Source organism: Bradyrhizobium sp. SEMIA (assembly GCF_014844175.1).
Lineage (GTDB): Bacteria > Pseudomonadota > Alphaproteobacteria > Rhizobiales > Xanthobacteraceae > Bradyrhizobium > Bradyrhizobium arachidis.
This window is the reverse complement of sequence record NZ_CP046601.1, coordinates 4,808,049-4,823,523: the sequence shown is the minus strand read 5'-3', so window position 1 is coordinate 4,823,523 and position 15,475 is coordinate 4,808,049. Positions and strand designations below refer to the sequence as shown.

The following is a 15,475-nucleotide window of genomic DNA, read 5'->3' as shown; positions in this document are numbered from 1 at the left end:
GCCCAGTCGCGCCCAGTCCCAGCCGCAAGTCGTGTCCTCTCCAAGTCGCGCTGGCCTCGCCCCTGTACAGCTCCAATGCGGGTCCTGCGGCCCGGATTGGAATGGGAATGCAATGACACGACTTCTGCGCCTGACCTTGACTGCTCTTGCTGGTTTGCTGGCCGTTTCCGCGGCCAACGCGGCCAACGCGGCCGATCTGCCGATCAAGGCGCCGATCTTCAAGCGCCCGCGGCGATCGAAGCCTGGGGTGGTTTCTACGTCGGCGCCGGCCTCGGATTCCGCGCAAGCGAATCCAGCGTCAACGTCAATTCGGCAACCGACACGACCGCGCCTCTTGTGCTGCAGAACATGTTCGTTGCCGGCGACTGTTTCGCCGGCCTGCCGTGCGTGACGGGACGGTCCTTCAACGGCACTGCATTCCGCATCAGCCCTTACCTTGGCTATAACTGGCAGATCGGACGCACGGTTCTCGGCCTGGAAGGCGATGTGGCCTATGCCGACCAGACCACGCGGATCTTTGGCGCAGCCTATCCGGCAACGCCATTCGACGGCGGCGCGTCGACGTCCAACTCGTTTGCGCTCAAGACGACTTGGGATGCGAGCATCCGCGGCCGTGCCGGCTATCTGGTCGATCCCGCCGTGCTGCTGTACGGAACGGCCGGTCCCTCCTGGATCCATGTCGAGACCACATCGAATTGCAGCACGCTCCTGAGCGCCGACGGCGCCTGCGTGCCCGGCCTTGGACTGGCGCCGGCAACCATCACCAACAGCCGGACCCAGCTCGGCTACACGGTTGGCGCCGGCATCGAGGCGATGCTGTGGCCGAACTGGATCGCCCGTGCCGAGTATCGCTTTGCCGACTACGGACATTTCTCCAACACCGATATCCGGACCGCCGCAGCGGGCGTGCAGACGGTCAGCTACGACACGTCGCTGAAGACCCACACCGCAACGTTCGGCCTGGCCTACAAGTTCGGTAATGCGCCGGGCGTGACGGCTCTGGCAGCTTACGCGGCGGCGCCGTCGGCTGCGTCCTGGAGCGGCGCCTATCTCGGCGTCGGCGCCGGCATCCGCGCGAACCAGGTCAGCTCCAGCAACGATGCGGCCACCTTTACCTCGACGGGCTTCCCGCCGTTCAACTTGCTGGGCGGGTGCGGCGACTGCTTCCTGACCGATCATTTCGATACGAGCAGCGCGCGGCTCAGCCCCTATGTCGGCTACAACTGGCAGTTCGATCCGAAATGGCTGCTCGGCGTCGAAGGCGATTTTGGCTGGGCCGATCGCCAGAGCTCGGTGTCTGGCAGGTATCTGCCCGGCGGCATCGTCGGCGGCAGCGGCGGGCTGAACGACAGCTTCAGTATCCGCACCAAATGGGACGCGAGCATCCGCGCGCGGGTCGGCTACTTCGTCAATCCGGCCTTCCTCGCCTATCTCACCGGCGGCGCGGCCTGGATGAGCCTGGAGCAGACCTCGAACTGCGATACGGCCCTGAAGCCTCTGTTCACGGCGCCGGGCTTCGTCGCCTCTGAGGTCGGCGCCTGCACCGCCGGCCTGCTCTCGCCGGCGATCATCAAGCAGTCCACGATCCGCACCGGCTTCACGGTCGGCGGTGGCGGCGAGATGAAGCTCACCGAAAACTGGATCCTGCGCGGCGAGTATCGCTATGCCGATTTCGGCACCGCCCGCTTCTCGCAGACCCGCGATTGCAACGGCAGCGCCACCATCAATGACCCCGTATTCGGTATTCAGACCGTCAACTGCTTCGGGACCCAGAACACAACGAATTCCGTGCGATCGCAGAGCCACATGGCGACGTTCGGCATCGCCTACCGGTTCAACTGAGGACCGGACAGGCTATGTCTTGGTGACTGGCGCTCGTCGAGGGACCGCCTATATCTGCCGGTGCGAACGCAGGCGGGACCGGAGGCGGCGATGGCGGAAGCTGCGACCAAGGCGAGCGACGATCTCTGGCAGAAGGTCCGCAGCGAGGCGCAGCGCGCGGCCGCCGCCGATCCCGTGTTCGGCCAGGCGCTTGCGGGCAGCATCCTCGCCCATGACGATTTCGCTGCCGCCCTGGCCGATCTGATCGGGCAGCGGCTTGGCGGCAGCGCCACCGAGTGCGCGCGTTTCACGTCCTTTTCGCGCGACGCCTTTCACGGCGAGCCTAGTGTGATCGAAGCCGCCGCCCGTGATCTCAGGGCCATCGCGCTCCGCGATCCCGCCATCGCCGATTTGCTGCCGCCACTGCTGCACTACAAGGGTTATGTCGCGCTGCAGGCCTGGCGCGTCTCGAACTGGCTGTGGCGTCATGACCATCGCGACGCGGCGCTGCTGTTTCAGAACGAGGCGTCGAACGTCTTGCAAATCAGCATTCATCCGGCCGCCAGCATCGGATCGTCGGTCTATCTCGACCACGCCACCGGCATCGTGATCGGTGCCAATGTCGTGATCGCCGACGAGGTCACCATCCTCCAGAACGTCAGCATTGGCCGCCATAGTGAACTGCCGGCGCGCTCGCCGCGCATCGGCCGCGGCGTCTATATCGGCGGCGGCGCGACCATTCTCGGCGACATCAGCATCGGCGACTTTGCCAGGATCGGTGCCGATGCGGTCGTGACGTCAGACATTCCCGCCGGCTGCACCGCGGTCGGCAATCCCGCGCGGCTGACGAACTTCCCCGAGCCCGCCTCGGCGGCGTGATCCCATCAAGCTTTGGAGAGTCCCATGAAGACGGCAATCGTGATCGGCGTCGGCCCGGACCGCGGGCTCGGAGCCCGGCTCTGCAAGCGCTTTGCGGCTGACGGCCTCAAGGTGATCGTCGCGGGCCGGACGCTGTCCGCGCTGCAGGCGGTTGCGGACGATATCACCAGCGCGGGCGGCGCGGCCGTGCCTGTCGTCGCGGACGCGACCAGCGAGCACGACATCGTCGCTCTGTTCGATGCCGCCGGCGACGACCTCGACCTCGCCATCTACAACGCCGGCAACAACACGCCCGGCAAGATCATCGAGATGGACGCCGACTATTTCGAAAACGCCTGGCGCGTCGTGTGCTTTGGCGGCTTCCTGTTCGGCCGCGAGGCGGTCCGCCGCATGGTGCCGAAGAAATCAGGCACGCTGCTCTTCACCGGCGCCAGCGCCTCGCTGCGCGGGCGCTCCGGCTACGGTGCCTTCAACTCGTCCAAGGCGGCCTTACGCACGCTGGCGCAGGCGATGGCCAAGGAATACGCGGCCGACGGCATCCATGTCGGCCACGTCGTGGTCGATGGCGCCATCGCCGGCGACAAGATCTTTTCGCGCTTTCCGGACGCGGCCGGCCGCGAGGACAGCCTGATCGACATCGAAGGCATCGTCGATGCCTTCACTTTCCTCTACCGCCAGCCCGAACGCGCCTGGTCGTTCGAGCTCGACGTGCGGACCTCGAAGGAGAAGTGGTGAAGCGAGCGAATGGCGAATTGGGAGTGGCGAATGGAGGCCGCCTCTTTGTTAATCACCACTCGCTATTCGCCACTCGCCATTTCACCCTTTCAATACCCCGCCGCCAGTCCCGAGTTGCGGCGCGGGTCGTTCGCACCGTAATAGCGATTGTTGCCGACCCGCTCGCCGCTCAGTGACGGCGCGCCGACGACGATCACCGCGAGATGGTTCGCCGGCTGCGGCGGGCCGAACTTGTGGCCCATCCCTTCCAGGATCTTCTGCGTGTCCGGTGACAGCGCATAGGTCTCGACATTGGTCAGATCAGGCAGCCATTGCTGGTGGATGCGCGGCATGTCGACGGATTCCTGCGCGTTCATGCCGTAGTCGATCGCGTTGATCATGGTCTGCAACACGGCCGTGATGATGCGGCTGCCGCCGGGCGTGCCCACCACCATGACGGTCTTGCCGTCCTTGGTGACGATGGTCGGGCTCATCGAGGACAGCGGCCGCTTGCCGGGAGCAATGGCATTCGCCTCGCCCTGGACCAGGCCATAAAGGTTCGGTACGCCGACCTTGGCCGTGAAGTCGTCCATTTCATCGTTCAGCAGCACGCCGGTCTTGGCCGCCGTGACCTTGGCGCCGAACCAGTCGTTCAGCGTGTATGTCACCGAGACCGCGTTGCCGTCCTTGTCCGCGATCGAATAGTGCGTCGTGTTGCTGCCCTCGTGCGGCGCGACGCCCGGCTTGATGTCCTTGGATACGCCAGCCTTGTTCGGATCGATCACGGCGCGGACCTTGGCCGCATAATTCTTGTCGAGCAGACGGTCGAGCGGATTCTTCACGAAGTCCGGATCGCCGAGATAGCTGTTGCGGTCGACGTAAGCGTGCCGCATGGCCTCGATCTGCACGTGCACGGCCGCTGCAGAGTGGTAGCCCAGCTCCTTCAGCGGATAGCCTTCCAGGATGTTCAGGATCTCGCAGATGATGACGCCGCCCGAGCTCGGTGGCGGCGCGGAAATCACGTGATAGCCGCGATAGTCGCACTCGACAGGCGCGAGCTCGCGCGTCTTGTAGGTGTCGAGGTCGTCCTGCGTGATTAGACCTTTGCCGGCCTGGCTCGAGGCCACGATGGCGCCGCCGACCCAGCCTTTATAGAAGCCGTCGGTGCCCTTGCTGCTGATCTCGCGCAAGGTCTTGGCGAGCTCCGATTGCACCAGCTTTTCGCCCACCTGGAACGGCTGACCGTTGTTGAGGAAGATCGCGGCCGACGCGGGATCGTCGCGAAAATCCGCGGTGGCGGTGCGCAACAAATCGATGTCGCCCTGGTCCAGTGCAAAGCCCTGCTCGGCGAGCTGGATTGCGGGGGCGAGCAGGTCGGCGCGCTTCATGGTGCCGTATTTTTCGCGCGCATATTCCATCCCGGAGACGGATCCCGGCACGCCCACGGCCAGATGCCCCTTGGTCGAGATGCCCTTGATGACGTTGCCGTCCTTGTCGAGATACATGTTGGCGGTCGCGCCCCTGGGCGCGGTCTCGCGGAAATCGAGGAAGGTCTTGCGGCCGTCGGCGAGATTGATCGTCATGAAGCCGCCGCCGCCGAGATTGCCGGCCGCCGGATAGACGACGGCCAGGGCATAGCCGACGGCCACGGCGGCATCGACGGCATTGCCGCCGCGCTTCAGCACATCGACACCCACCTGGGTCGCCAGATGCTGCGCGGATACCACCATGCCGTTTTCGGCGGCGACCGGCGCGACCGACGCGGCGCGCGCCGGGCTGAACGTGACGAGGCTGACCGATACGATCGCGGCAGTCATCCACCGCAGGCTTGTTCCCGGATTTTGCACGGCGTGCTCCCCTGGCGAGGCCGGCTGTCCCGGCCCTTGTTGGTTGATGCGGGCGCAGCCTATCAGGCGGAACTTGTCGGGCAAATCGACCGCGGACGGCAGCCTGATCGAATGAACGATTGCCTGCCGAGGCGCATCCCGCGCTCCCTCCCCCCTTGCGGGGGAGGGCGGGGGAGAGGGGTGGCCCAGGAAAAGGTGTGTCCGTAGTGCGCATCCGATTTCTCGGTCACGGAGAGAATCCCGGTGTGGCACCCCTCTCCCTAACCCTCCCCCCGCAGGGGGGGGAGGGAACTGACCTCCCACGTAGCTGGCAGCCTTGGACCCCACGCTGGCCAAATACTGCCGCCCGCCGCGCCGAGACGGCCATCCCCCTGCGCTGCCTACCATTCCCGCAGCCAAATTCGCGCCTGGTAACCCGGCATTAACCATCGGCGGGGTCTGGTATTCATGGACAATCGCGCCCAAAGCCCGACGTCGAGGCCCATAGTTTTGACATCTTGGCAGGGAATGCAGGCGGCCGGCTTTGGACCAGCCCCTGCACCCCAGACAGACAAGGCTTTGAGCGGGCTTGCCGCCGCGCCGGTGCTAGCGCGGCAATTGGGGAACCGGCAGCCATTTGCTGTCACGGACATCAGGTAACGATCGCCTTGAGAGGATACTGCTTATGAATCCGGCCGACGTGGCTCAGTCAGCCCTTCCGGTTGCCGCTTCCGCGGACGTGTCGCTGATCGCGCTGTTCTGGCAGGCTCACTGGATCGTGAAGGGGGTCATGCTGGGGCTTCTGTCCTGCTCGGTCTGGGTCTGGGCGATCGCCATCGACAAGATCTTCCTGTTTTCCCGCACCCGCCGCTCGATGGACCGCTTCGAGCAGGCGTTCTGGTCCGGCGAGTCGATCGAGGAGCTCTACCGCACCCTCTCGGCCAAGCCGACGCATTCCATGGCCGCCTGCTTCGTCGCGGCGATGCGCGAGTGGAAGCGCTCGTTCGAGAGCCACGCCCGCTCGGTCGCCGGCCTTCAGATGCGCATCGACAAGGTCATGAACGTCTCGATCGCGCGCGAGGTCGAGCGGCTGGAACGCCGGCTCTTGGTGCTCGCCACCGTCGGCTCCGCCGGGCCCTTCGTCGGCCTGTTCGGCACGGTCTGGGGCATCATGTCGAGCTTCCAGTCGATCGCGGCCTCGAAAAATACCTCTCTGGCGGTGGTGGCCCCGGGCATCGCGGAGGCGCTGTTTGCGACCGCGGTCGGCCTTATCGCCGCCATTCCTGCCACTATTTTCTACAATAAGTTCACTTCCGAGGTGAACCGGCAGGCGCAGCGGCTCGAGGGTTTCGCCGATGAATTTTCAGCCATCCTGTCGCGTCAGATCGACGAGCGGGGCTGACGGACGGCATGTATAGTGTGAAGGGCAATTTGGGCACCAGACCATGGGCATGAACGTCGCGAGTTCGTCCGGCAGCGGTGGGCGCCGCAGCCGGCGCAAGCCGGTCATGGCCGAGATCAACGTCACCCCGATGGTCGACGTGATGCTGGTGCTGCTCATCATCTTCATGGTGTCGGCGCCACTGCTCACCGTCGGTGTGCCGCTCGATCTGCCGCAGACCCAGGCCAAGAGCCTCGAGCAGAACGACCAGAAGCCGATCCAGATGTCGGTCGACATCAAGGGCAAGGTGTTCATCAACGACCAGGAGATCGCGCTCAACGAGCTGGTGCCGAAGCTGAAGGCGATCACGGATGCGCGCGGCGGGCTCGAGGAGCGCATCTATCTGCGCGCCGACAAGAAGGCGGATTACGGCACGGTGGCCAAGGTGATGGGGCTGCTGTCGGGAGCCGGATTCAAGAAGCTGGCGCTCGTCACGGAAGCGGATCAGGGGTCCTAGGCCGGTGAAGGTGAAGGTCGACAAGACACTCGTTGCGTCGATTGCCCTCCATGTCCTCGTGCTGGGATGGGGCCTCGTCACCTTTAGCAGCAAGGCCTACATCGCGCCGGAAGAGTCGCTTCCGATCGATATCATCTCCACCGATCAGCTTGCCAAGATGATGGCGGGACAGAAGACCGGCAAGAAGGAAGAGCTGAAGCCCAAGGTCGAGAAGATCGCGGAAGCCAAGCCGGAAGAGGACGCCGTCGGCAAGGTCACCGAGAAGAAAGAGCTGATCAAGACCAACTCGACCCCCGATACGCCTCCGAAGCCTGTCGAGAAGCCGGTCGAGAAGAAACCCGATCCGCCCAAGCCCGTCGCCGAGACGAAGCCGAAGGAAGAGCCGAAGCCGCAGGAGAAGAAGCCTGATCCGGCCAAGGAAGATCCGATCGCCGAGCTCCAGAAGAAGCTGGAGACGAAGAAGCCGCCGCCGAAGCCCGTGGAGCAGAAGGTCGCGGCGGTGCAGCCGCAGCAGCAGCCGAAGCCCAAGGAGCGCACCTTCGATCCTGCGCAGATCCAGCGCGATCTCGACAAGCGCTCCGCGACCCGGCATGAGCTCGCCGGCTCCACGCTGAATGCATCGGCGTCGCTGGGAGCGGCAACCGGGACCGCCGCCAACAACGTCGCGACCTGGCGCGGTGCGTTCCAGGGTGCGGTCAAGCGCTGCTTTACACCCACCTATAACGGGCAGGATGCGGATCAGTACGAAGCCGACATCGACATTCCCATGAAGATCGACGGGTCGCTCGCGTCCGAGCCGATCGTCGTGGCGGTGAGGGGACCGTCGCGCTCGATCGCGCAGGCGGTGGCGGAGAGCGCCAAGCGCGCCATCGTGCAGTGCCAGGTCTATTCGTTCATGCCGAAGCAGCAATACGACAGCTGGAAGCTCATTCCGATGACTTTCGGCCTGAAAGACATGTTGTGACATCCGAACAAAAGAATTTTGCAATGAATGACGCTCGATCGATGAACCGCCGCCGCTTCATGACCCTGACCGGGTCGACGCTCGCGATGCTCGGGGGCGGATACGCCTTCGCGCAGAGCCAGCCGCGGCTGCGCATCGATCCCACCGAATTCCAGCCGATTCCGATCGCGATCTCCAATTTCGTGCCGGGCTCGCCGTCCGACGGCGACGTCGGCAACGGCGTGACGCAGGTCATCACCAACAACCTGAAGCGCTCGGGCCTGTTCGCGCCGATCGACCAGGCCGCTTTCATCGAGCGCATCAGCAACATCGACGTGGCGCCGCAATTCCAGAACTGGAAGACCATCAACGCGCAGGCCCTCGTCACCGGCCGCATGACGCGGCAGCCGGACGGCCGTCTCAAGGCCGAGTTCCGCCTCTGGGACGTCGTTTCCGGCCAGCAACTCACGGGGCAGCAATATTTCACCTCGCCGGAATATTGGCGCCGCATCGCCCACATCATCTCCGACCAGATCTACGAACGGATGACCGGCGAGAAGGGCTATTTCGACAGCCGCGTCGTGTTCGTCGACGAGACCGGCCCAAAGGAGCGCCGCGTCAAGCGGCTCGCCATGATGGACCAGGACGGCGCCAATGTGCGGTACCTCACCCGCGGCTCTGATCTCGTGCTGACGCCGCGTTTCTCGCCGAACTCGCAAGAGATCACCTACATGGAGTTCGGCCAGGGCGATCCGAAGGTCTATCTCTTCAACATCGAGACCGGCCAGCGTGAGATCGTCGGCAACTTCCCCGGCATGACGTTTGCGCCGCGCTTCTCCCCGGACGGCCAGCGCGTCATCATGAGCCTGCAGCAGGGCGGCAATTCCAACCTGTTCGTGATGGATCTGCGCTCGCGTTCGACCACGCGCCTCACCGACACGCCGGCGATCGACACGTCTCCGTCCTACTCGCCGGATGGCACCCGCATCTGCTTCGAATCCGATCGTGGCGGCAGGTCGCAGATCTATGTGATGGGTGCGGGCGGGGGACCGGCGCAGCGCATCTCCTTCTCCAAGGACGACACCAACGCCAGCTATTCGACGCCGGTGTGGTCGCCGAAGGGCGATTACATCGCCTTCACCCGGCAGGGCGGCGGACAGTTCTCGATCGGCGTCATGAAGCCGGATGGCAGCGGCGAACGGCTGCTCACCTCCGGCTTCCACAATGAGGGTCCGACCTTCTCGCCGAACGGCCGCGTCTTGATGTTCTTCCGCGATCCCGGCGGCAATGCCGGACCGTCGCTGTACTCCGTCGACATTTCCGGCCGCAACGAGCTGAAGGTGCCGACGCCGGGCTTCGCCTCCGATCCGGCGTGGTCGCCGCTGCTGTCCTCGACCGCCGGCCAATGAGGATACGCGGCTAAGACATCGCGCGTTCAGACGCGCGATGTTTTCGAAAAAAAGCGCCGATTTTTTCGCGTCGCCCGCGCAAGGCAAGTGTTCCTTTACCTTGTGCTCGGCAACGCTTGCCTAGCTGCTTGATATATAAGCGGAAATAGATTCGTTATTGCCGAAAAACAACTCGACTTTAACGATGTTCCCTCAGAAAGACTTCATCTGGTCTGAGTAAAAGTACGCGTCAAACAGGACGCGCGTACAAACCAGATGCAGTTCGCAAGCCAGACCGGAGAACCCGATCGGGGACAGGCCGCGCCGAAGGCGTCGACCGCGCAGATCGATTCTCTCTTCGAGGCCCCCGGTCCGCTGCTTGCCGGAATCATCTTCGTGGCGATCGGAGCGGCCATCACCGCGCTGAGAACCGGGCAGCTCCTGACCTGGGCAACCCTGGGCCTGATCATACTGGCCGGAGCGATCCGCCTGTTCGATCTGTGGCGATTTTTGCCTCGCAAATCGAGCCTGACCCCCGAAGAAGCTGCGCTCTGGCAGAAGCGCTATCTGGTCGGCGCGGTGATCCAGGCTGCTGCGATTGGAACGTGGTGCGCCCTCGCTCTGGTGAGCACCGACGACGCCGTCGTCCACATGATCGCGCTGTCCATCACCACAGGGATTGTCGGCGGGGGTGCGGGGAGGACTTACGGCCGTCCGTCGATCTACCATCTGCAGGCTGCGCTCATGTTCGCGCCGGCGGTCGTGGCGCTGGCATGGCACGCCACGCCCTATTACGTGGCGATGTCGATCGTGAGCGCCGCGTTCCTGCTGGCGATCATGCAGCTCTCCGCCAACCTGCACAAAATCTTCATGCGGGCGGTCGTGGCGCGCGAACGCGAGGCGGCACTCGCCGGCCAGTTCGACACCGCGCTGAACAACATGCCGCACGGCCTGTGCATGTTCGGCGTCGACAGGCAGCTCGCGGTGATGAATCACCGGTTCGGCGAAATGCTGGACCTGCCCGACACGCTCGTTCGCAGCGGCGTCAGCGCGCGCGACATCGTGGCGGCGTGCGTCTCCTCCGGCTCCATATCGGCTGCGAGCGGCGAGACGATCGTCGCCGAAATCGAGAGTTCGCGGGCGAAGGAGATCGTGACCGTCGATCCCGACGCGCAGAGAAACCGGTCGTTGTCCTGGACCGTCCAGCCGATGGCCGATGGAGGCGCGGTGGTGCTGCTCGAGGACGTCACCGAGCGGCGCAACGCCGAGGCCAAGATCACCCATCTCGCCCGCTACGACGAGCTGACAGCGCTTCCCAACCGCGTCCACTTCCGCAACGAGATCGAATGCCTGCTGGCGGCCTCGCATTCGGCCGAGCGTCTGTCGGCGCTGCTGTTCATCGATCTCGACCAGTTCAAGCAGGTCAACGACACGCTCGGCCATCCCTGCGGCGACCAGCTGCTCTGCGCCGTTGCCAATCGCCTGCGCGAGATGCTGCGGCCGGAGGATTTCGTCGCGCGCTTCGGCGGCGACGAGTTCGTCGTGTTCCAGCAGAACCTCACTGCGCCGGAGGATGCCGCTGCCCTCGCGCGCCGCATCGTCGAACGCCTGAGCGAGCGCTACCGCATCGACAATCATCTGGTCGAGATCGGCGCGAGCGTCGGCATCGCGTTGACCTCGCCGGAAGGTGCGAGTGCCGATACGCTCTTGAAGAACGCCGACATGGCGCTCTACCGAGCCAAGGCCGACGGCCGCGGCACTTTCTGCTTCTTCCGCGACGAGATGGCGGCCACCGTCGAGGCGCGCCGCATCCTCGAGCTCGACCTGCGCAAGGCGCTCGCCAACGAGGAGTTCGAGCTGTTCTACCAGCCGCTGGTCAACCTCAAGTCCGGCAAGATCACCACCTGCGAGGCGCTGCTGCGCTGGAATCATCCGGTGCGCGGCACGGTCTCGCCGGTCGACATCATCCCGGTCGCCGAGGACATGGGGCTGATCGTCGATCTCGGCCGCTGGATCCTGCGCCGCGCCTGCATGGAATGCATGAAGTGGCCGGACGGCGTCAGCGTCGCCGTCAACTTCTCGCCGCAGCAATTCCACCAGCGCGACGTGCTGAGCGAGATCCGCTATGCGCTGGAGGTCTCAGGCCTGCCGGCGCATCGTCTCGAGATCGAGATCACCGAATCGTCACTGCTGCGCAACACCCAGCTCACCCACGACATCCTGTCGCAATTGCATGCGCTCGGCGTGCGCATCTCGCTCGATGATTTCGGCACCGGCTATTCCAGCCTCAGCTACCTGCACAATTTCCCGATGCAGAAGGTCAAGATCGACCGCTCCTTCCTGGAAGGGATCGACACCGATCGTCCGCTGACGCTGCTGCGCGGCGTGGCGCGGCTGTCCGCCGATCTCGGCATGTCGGTCGTGGTCGAGGGCATCGAGACCAACGAGCAGCTCGAGCTGATCAGCGCCGACGGCACCGTCTCCGAAGGGCAGGGCTACCTGTTCAGCCGGCCCGTGCCGGCGATCCGGATCCGTCAGCTGCTCGACGCCTCGCATGGCCGCCGCATCGCGGACGCGCAGATCGTTTCGATCTCCTCGCGCTCCTTCGCCTAGCGGCGCGCGCAGCCCTCCTGTTTTCTCCTGTGTTTCCAGTATGTTTCTGGCACTCCCCCGGAGTCTTGCGGGGCCTGGAAGTTAACCGTAAAGGCCCGAATCCTTTGCAATTCTATTAAGGACTCATTAATCTTCCCCTGCACTCGCGGAAGTTGCTTGCAGTGTCGGGAGTACCAGATGAAGTCAGGAGCCGAACCGCGAGCACCGCAGGACATGCGGGGGGCAGGGCTGTTCGACCGGGTCGACTACCGCCTCATCGAGACTCCCGAGGAACGAGAGGCCCTCTACGAGATGCGCTACCGGGCCTATCTGCACGGCGGATTGATCTCGCCGTCGGCCTCGCAGCGGATCGTCGACGTCTACGATGAATCGCCCAATGCCTGGATTTTCGGCATCTATCTCGACGGCGAACTCTGTAGCTCTCTTCGCCTTCACGTCCTGACGTCTGAGCAGCGGATGTCCTACACATCCGAATTGTTCGGCGACGTTCTTCACCCTCGGCTCGATCGCGGCGAGGTTTTCGTCGATCCGGCGCGGTTTGCCGCGGACCCCGAAAAGAGCCAGCGCTTTCACGAACTGCCCTACCTGACGTTGCGGCTGGCTTATCTGGCCTGCGATCATTTCAAGGCCGATCTTGGCCTGGCGATGGTGCGGACGGACCACCAGGCGTTCTATCGCCGCGTCTTCCTGCACGAGACCCTCACGGAGCCGCGGCCGTTTCCGGGCTGGCATTCGCGCCAGGTGGTCCTGATGGCCTCGGATTTCGCGACGCTCCGCGAGCGGGTCCTGACCCGCTTTCCGATCATGCGCTCGAGCGCTTTCGAGCGCCGGATGCTGTTCGACCGTGTCAGCCAGCGCCAGGCTGTGTCCCGGCCGATGCTGGTTTCAGCGCCGCTCAGTCCGGCTTGAGCCGTGTCCCCGGGCTGACCCGGGGGTCTTCACGGCATCCGGGGGTCTTCACGGAATTAAGTGGCCGCGTGGCCTCTGTTGTCCAAAATTCCAGCAAAACCCGGCATTTTGCTTGCCGGCGCGGCTTGCCTTCACCCTCGCGCCACATTTACAAACCATTAACCATGATGGGTGCTTTTCGCTGGTTGGGGGCATTTGACCGTGTGAAGCAAGGTTCCGTCAAGGTTGACGGAACGTTCGCTTAACCAACCCCCTGTAGACCGGACAGCAGTGGACGAACGTGAGCGTGGAGGCTCCGGAATGAACTATCCTATGCGTATCCTCCAGGGATTGAAGCTGGCCGCAGTGGTGGCAATCGCGCTGTCGATGGGCGCCTGCGCCAACAAGAACGCGGCTATGGACGCCAATGGAAGCGCGGCGACGCCGGGCAGCCAGCAGGACTTCGTCGTCAATGTCGGCGACCGCGTGTTCTTCGAGAGCGACCAGACCGATCTGACCCCGCAGGCGATCGTGACCCTGGAGAAGCAGGCGCAGTGGCTGCAGACCTATCCGCGCTACTCCTTCACCATCGAGGGCCATGCCGACGAGCGCGGCACCCGCGAATACAACATCGCGCTCGGCGCCCGGCGCGCCCAGTCGGTGCGCTCGTTCCTCGCCTCGCGCGGCATCGATCCGAACCGCATGCGCACGATCTCCTACGGCAAGGAGCGGCCCGTCGCCGTCTGTAACGACATCTCCTGCTGGTCGCAGAACCGGCGCGCCGTCACCGTGCTGAACGCGAGCTCGTAACGCGTCCAGTCAGCTGCCGTTCAGCTTCAGAATTGGATGATCCGGCGCCCTCGCGGGCGCCGGTTTCGTTTCAGCGATCTGTGACAGAAACCCCTTTGTGGCAGTCACATTTTTGGCGTACTCCACTTCAATGTGTGGCGCGTCGAAGGTTCCGTCGCAGGCCATTTCGCTTTCGTCGTCAGGGCAAGATGTCATCCAGATTTAAGGTTCTTACCGGCACTGCGGCGATCGCCGCGCTGCTCTCCTTGTGCTCGCCCGTGGTCTTGAGCTCGCCTGTCCTGGCGCAGTCGATCATGGCGCAGTCGGATGACGATCCCGAGATGCGGATCGAGCGGCTGGAGAACCAGCTGCGCCAGCTCACCGGCCAGAACGAAGAGCTGCAATATCGCAACCGCCAGCTCGAAGAGCGCCTGCGTGCGCTCGAAGGCGGCGCGCAAGCCGCCCCCGGACAGGCGCCGGTATCGAGATGGGATAATCGGCGGCCATGGATCGATTGACGAGCCTCGAAGTGTTCACCAGCCCGCGCTACCAGCAGGTGTGCGCCGGCCGCACAGCCCGGCTATCCCCCCGGCGCAACAGGGCTATCCCGCGCCATCAGGCGGCGCAGGCTTGACGACGCTGCCGCCCTCGGCAACGCCGCGCGACGAGTTCGACCTCGGCATCGGCTACATGCAGCGCAAGGACTACGCGCTCGCCGAGCAGACCATGAAGAATTTTGCGCAGAAATATCCGAGCGACCCGCTGCTCGGCGATGCGCAATACTGGCTCGGCGAGAGCTATTACCAGCGCCAGCAATATCGGGACTCCGCGGAGGCCTTCCTCGCCGTCACCACCAAATACGACAAGTCGGCCAAGGCGCCCGATGCACTGCTGCGGCTCGGCCAGTCGCTCGCGGCGCTGAAGGAGAAGGAAGCCGCCTGCGCCGCCTTCGGCGAGGTCGGCCGCAAATATCCGCGCGCCTCGGCCGGCGTCAAAGCCGCGGTCGACCGCGAGCAGAAGCGGGTGAAGTGCTGATCCGCTGACAAAGCGGATGGCATTGCGCTAAACAGTCGATCCATCCGCGGACGATTCGCAGCGTCATGTCAGACGACGACAATTCACCGATCTCGGCGCGCGAGGCGAAGCAGCTCTTCGCCGGGCTGAAGAGCGCACCCGCGCTGGTGCTCGCGGTTTCCGGCGGCCCTGACTCGGTTGCGCTGATGTGGCTCGCGGCGCGCTGGCGGCGCAGCTTTTCGCGCGCTCCTCGTCTCCTTGTCGTCACCGTCGATCACGGCCTGCGTCCGGAAGCCGCGCGCGGCTGCGAGCGGCTCGCCCGCGCCAATGCGGCGGTCGAGGTGCTGGCCGACGGCGCCGAGCGCTTCCTTCGCCTGCGGGATCGCGGCGATGCGTCGCAGGCAGCTGGCCGAAGCTTCGAGGCTTCGGCCTTTGCCCTGCTTCCGGAGGAAGTCCGGCTGCGGCTCCTGCTGCGGGCCATCGACGCGCTCGGTCATGAAGGGCCGGCGGAACTCGGCAAGGTCGAAACCCTCCTGGCCGCGCTCGATCGGGCCATCGCCGCTGATCGGCCGGCAAGCCGCCGTGCACCCGCAAATGGCCGTGCGATCCTGAAGCAGACCCTTGCGGGAGCCTTGATCAGCCTTGCCGGGGGGCGTATCCACATCGCGCCGGCGCCGGCCCGGCGGTCCAAAGGCCGGTGAG

Annotated in this window: 14 protein-coding genes; 13 read left to right on the top strand and 1 reads right to left on the bottom strand. The window is 64.6% G+C overall.

The features are described from left to right. The first annotated feature begins 75 nt into the window (after nt 1-75). The 3 genes from FOM02_RS23630 to FOM02_RS23620 all read left to right on the top strand — a co-directional run bounded on the left by FOM02_RS23630 (nt 76) and on the right by FOM02_RS23620 (nt 3,435). Complete coding sequence (locus FOM02_RS23630) at nt 76-1,842, top strand: outer membrane protein (protein ID WP_265442162.1); 1,767 nt, start codon at nt 76-78, stop codon at nt 1,840-1,842. A gap of 90 nt (nt 1,843-1,932) precedes the next feature. Next, complete coding sequence (locus FOM02_RS23625) at nt 1,933-2,700, top strand: serine O-acetyltransferase (protein ID WP_265442161.1); 768 nt, start codon at nt 1,933-1,935, stop codon at nt 2,698-2,700. A gap of 24 nt (nt 2,701-2,724) precedes the next feature. Then, nucleotides 2,725-3,435 carry an SDR family NAD(P)-dependent oxidoreductase gene (locus tag FOM02_RS23620; RefSeq protein ID WP_027561065.1) on the top strand — a complete coding sequence of 237 codons (711 nt, stop codon included), beginning with the start codon at nt 2,725-2,727 and terminating at the stop codon, nt 3,433-3,435. An 89-nt stretch (nt 3,436-3,524) separates the two neighbouring features. On the opposite strand, the gene ggt is transcribed toward FOM02_RS23620, so the two are convergent. Continuing rightward, the gene (gene ggt, locus FOM02_RS23615; RefSeq protein ID WP_035730333.1) at nt 3,525-5,231 is read right to left on the bottom strand and encodes a gamma-glutamyltransferase; all 1,707 of its coding nucleotides are present in this window, start codon (nt 5,229-5,231) and stop codon (nt 3,525-3,527) included. 694 nt (nt 5,232-5,925) lie between these two features. On the opposite strand from ggt, the gene tolQ reads away from it, so the two are divergent. The 10 genes from tolQ to FOM02_RS23565 all read left to right on the top strand — a co-directional run bounded on the left by tolQ (nt 5,926) and on the right by FOM02_RS23565 (nt 15,474). After that, complete coding sequence (gene tolQ, locus FOM02_RS23610) at nt 5,926-6,642, top strand: protein TolQ (RefSeq protein WP_027561063.1); 717 nt, start codon at nt 5,926-5,928, stop codon at nt 6,640-6,642. A gap of 43 nt (nt 6,643-6,685) precedes the next feature. Then, nucleotides 6,686-7,138 carry a protein TolR gene (gene tolR / locus FOM02_RS23605; RefSeq protein WP_027561062.1) on the top strand — a complete coding sequence of 151 codons (453 nt, stop codon included), beginning with the start codon at nt 6,686-6,688 and terminating at the stop codon, nt 7,136-7,138. A gap of 4 nt (nt 7,139-7,142) precedes the next feature. Continuing rightward, nucleotides 7,143-8,102, top strand: coding sequence for a hypothetical protein (locus FOM02_RS23600; protein ID WP_027561061.1), 960 nt, complete (start codon nt 7,143-7,145; stop codon nt 8,100-8,102). 41 nt (nt 8,103-8,143) lie between these two features. Next, nucleotides 8,144-9,490, top strand: coding sequence for a Tol-Pal system beta propeller repeat protein TolB (gene tolB / locus FOM02_RS23595; RefSeq protein WP_035730331.1), 1,347 nt, complete (start codon nt 8,144-8,146; stop codon nt 9,488-9,490). Nucleotides 9,491-9,745: 255 nt separating this feature from the next. Further along, nucleotides 9,746-12,082, top strand: a complete 2,337-nt coding sequence (locus FOM02_RS23590) for a putative bifunctional diguanylate cyclase/phosphodiesterase (RefSeq protein WP_265442160.1) — start codon at nt 9,746-9,748, stop codon at nt 12,080-12,082. Nucleotides 12,083-12,259: 177 nt separating this feature from the next. Then, the gene (locus FOM02_RS23585; RefSeq protein WP_027561058.1) at nt 12,260-12,991 is read left to right on the top strand and encodes an N-acyl amino acid synthase FeeM domain-containing protein; all 732 of its coding nucleotides are present in this window, start codon (nt 12,260-12,262) and stop codon (nt 12,989-12,991) included. 300 nt (nt 12,992-13,291) lie between these two features. Next, nucleotides 13,292-13,780, top strand: a complete 489-nt coding sequence (gene pal / locus FOM02_RS23580) for a peptidoglycan-associated lipoprotein Pal (protein ID WP_027561057.1) — start codon at nt 13,292-13,294, stop codon at nt 13,778-13,780. Between the two features lie 188 nt (nt 13,781-13,968). Then, on the top strand, nt 13,969-14,277 hold the full coding sequence (locus FOM02_RS23575; RefSeq protein ID WP_265442159.1) for a hypothetical protein: 309 nt from the start codon (nt 13,969-13,971) through the stop codon (nt 14,275-14,277). A 112-nt stretch (nt 14,278-14,389) separates the two neighbouring features. Further along, a complete protein-coding gene (gene ybgF / locus FOM02_RS23570) occupies nt 14,390-14,794 on the top strand; it encodes a tol-pal system protein YbgF (protein WP_265442158.1) in 405 nt (134 codons plus the stop codon). A 65-nt stretch (nt 14,795-14,859) separates the two neighbouring features. Continuing rightward, complete coding sequence (locus tag FOM02_RS23565) at nt 14,860-15,474, top strand: ATP-binding protein (protein ID WP_265442157.1); 615 nt, start codon at nt 14,860-14,862, stop codon at nt 15,472-15,474. The last annotated feature ends 1 nt before the right edge of the window (nt 15,475 follow it).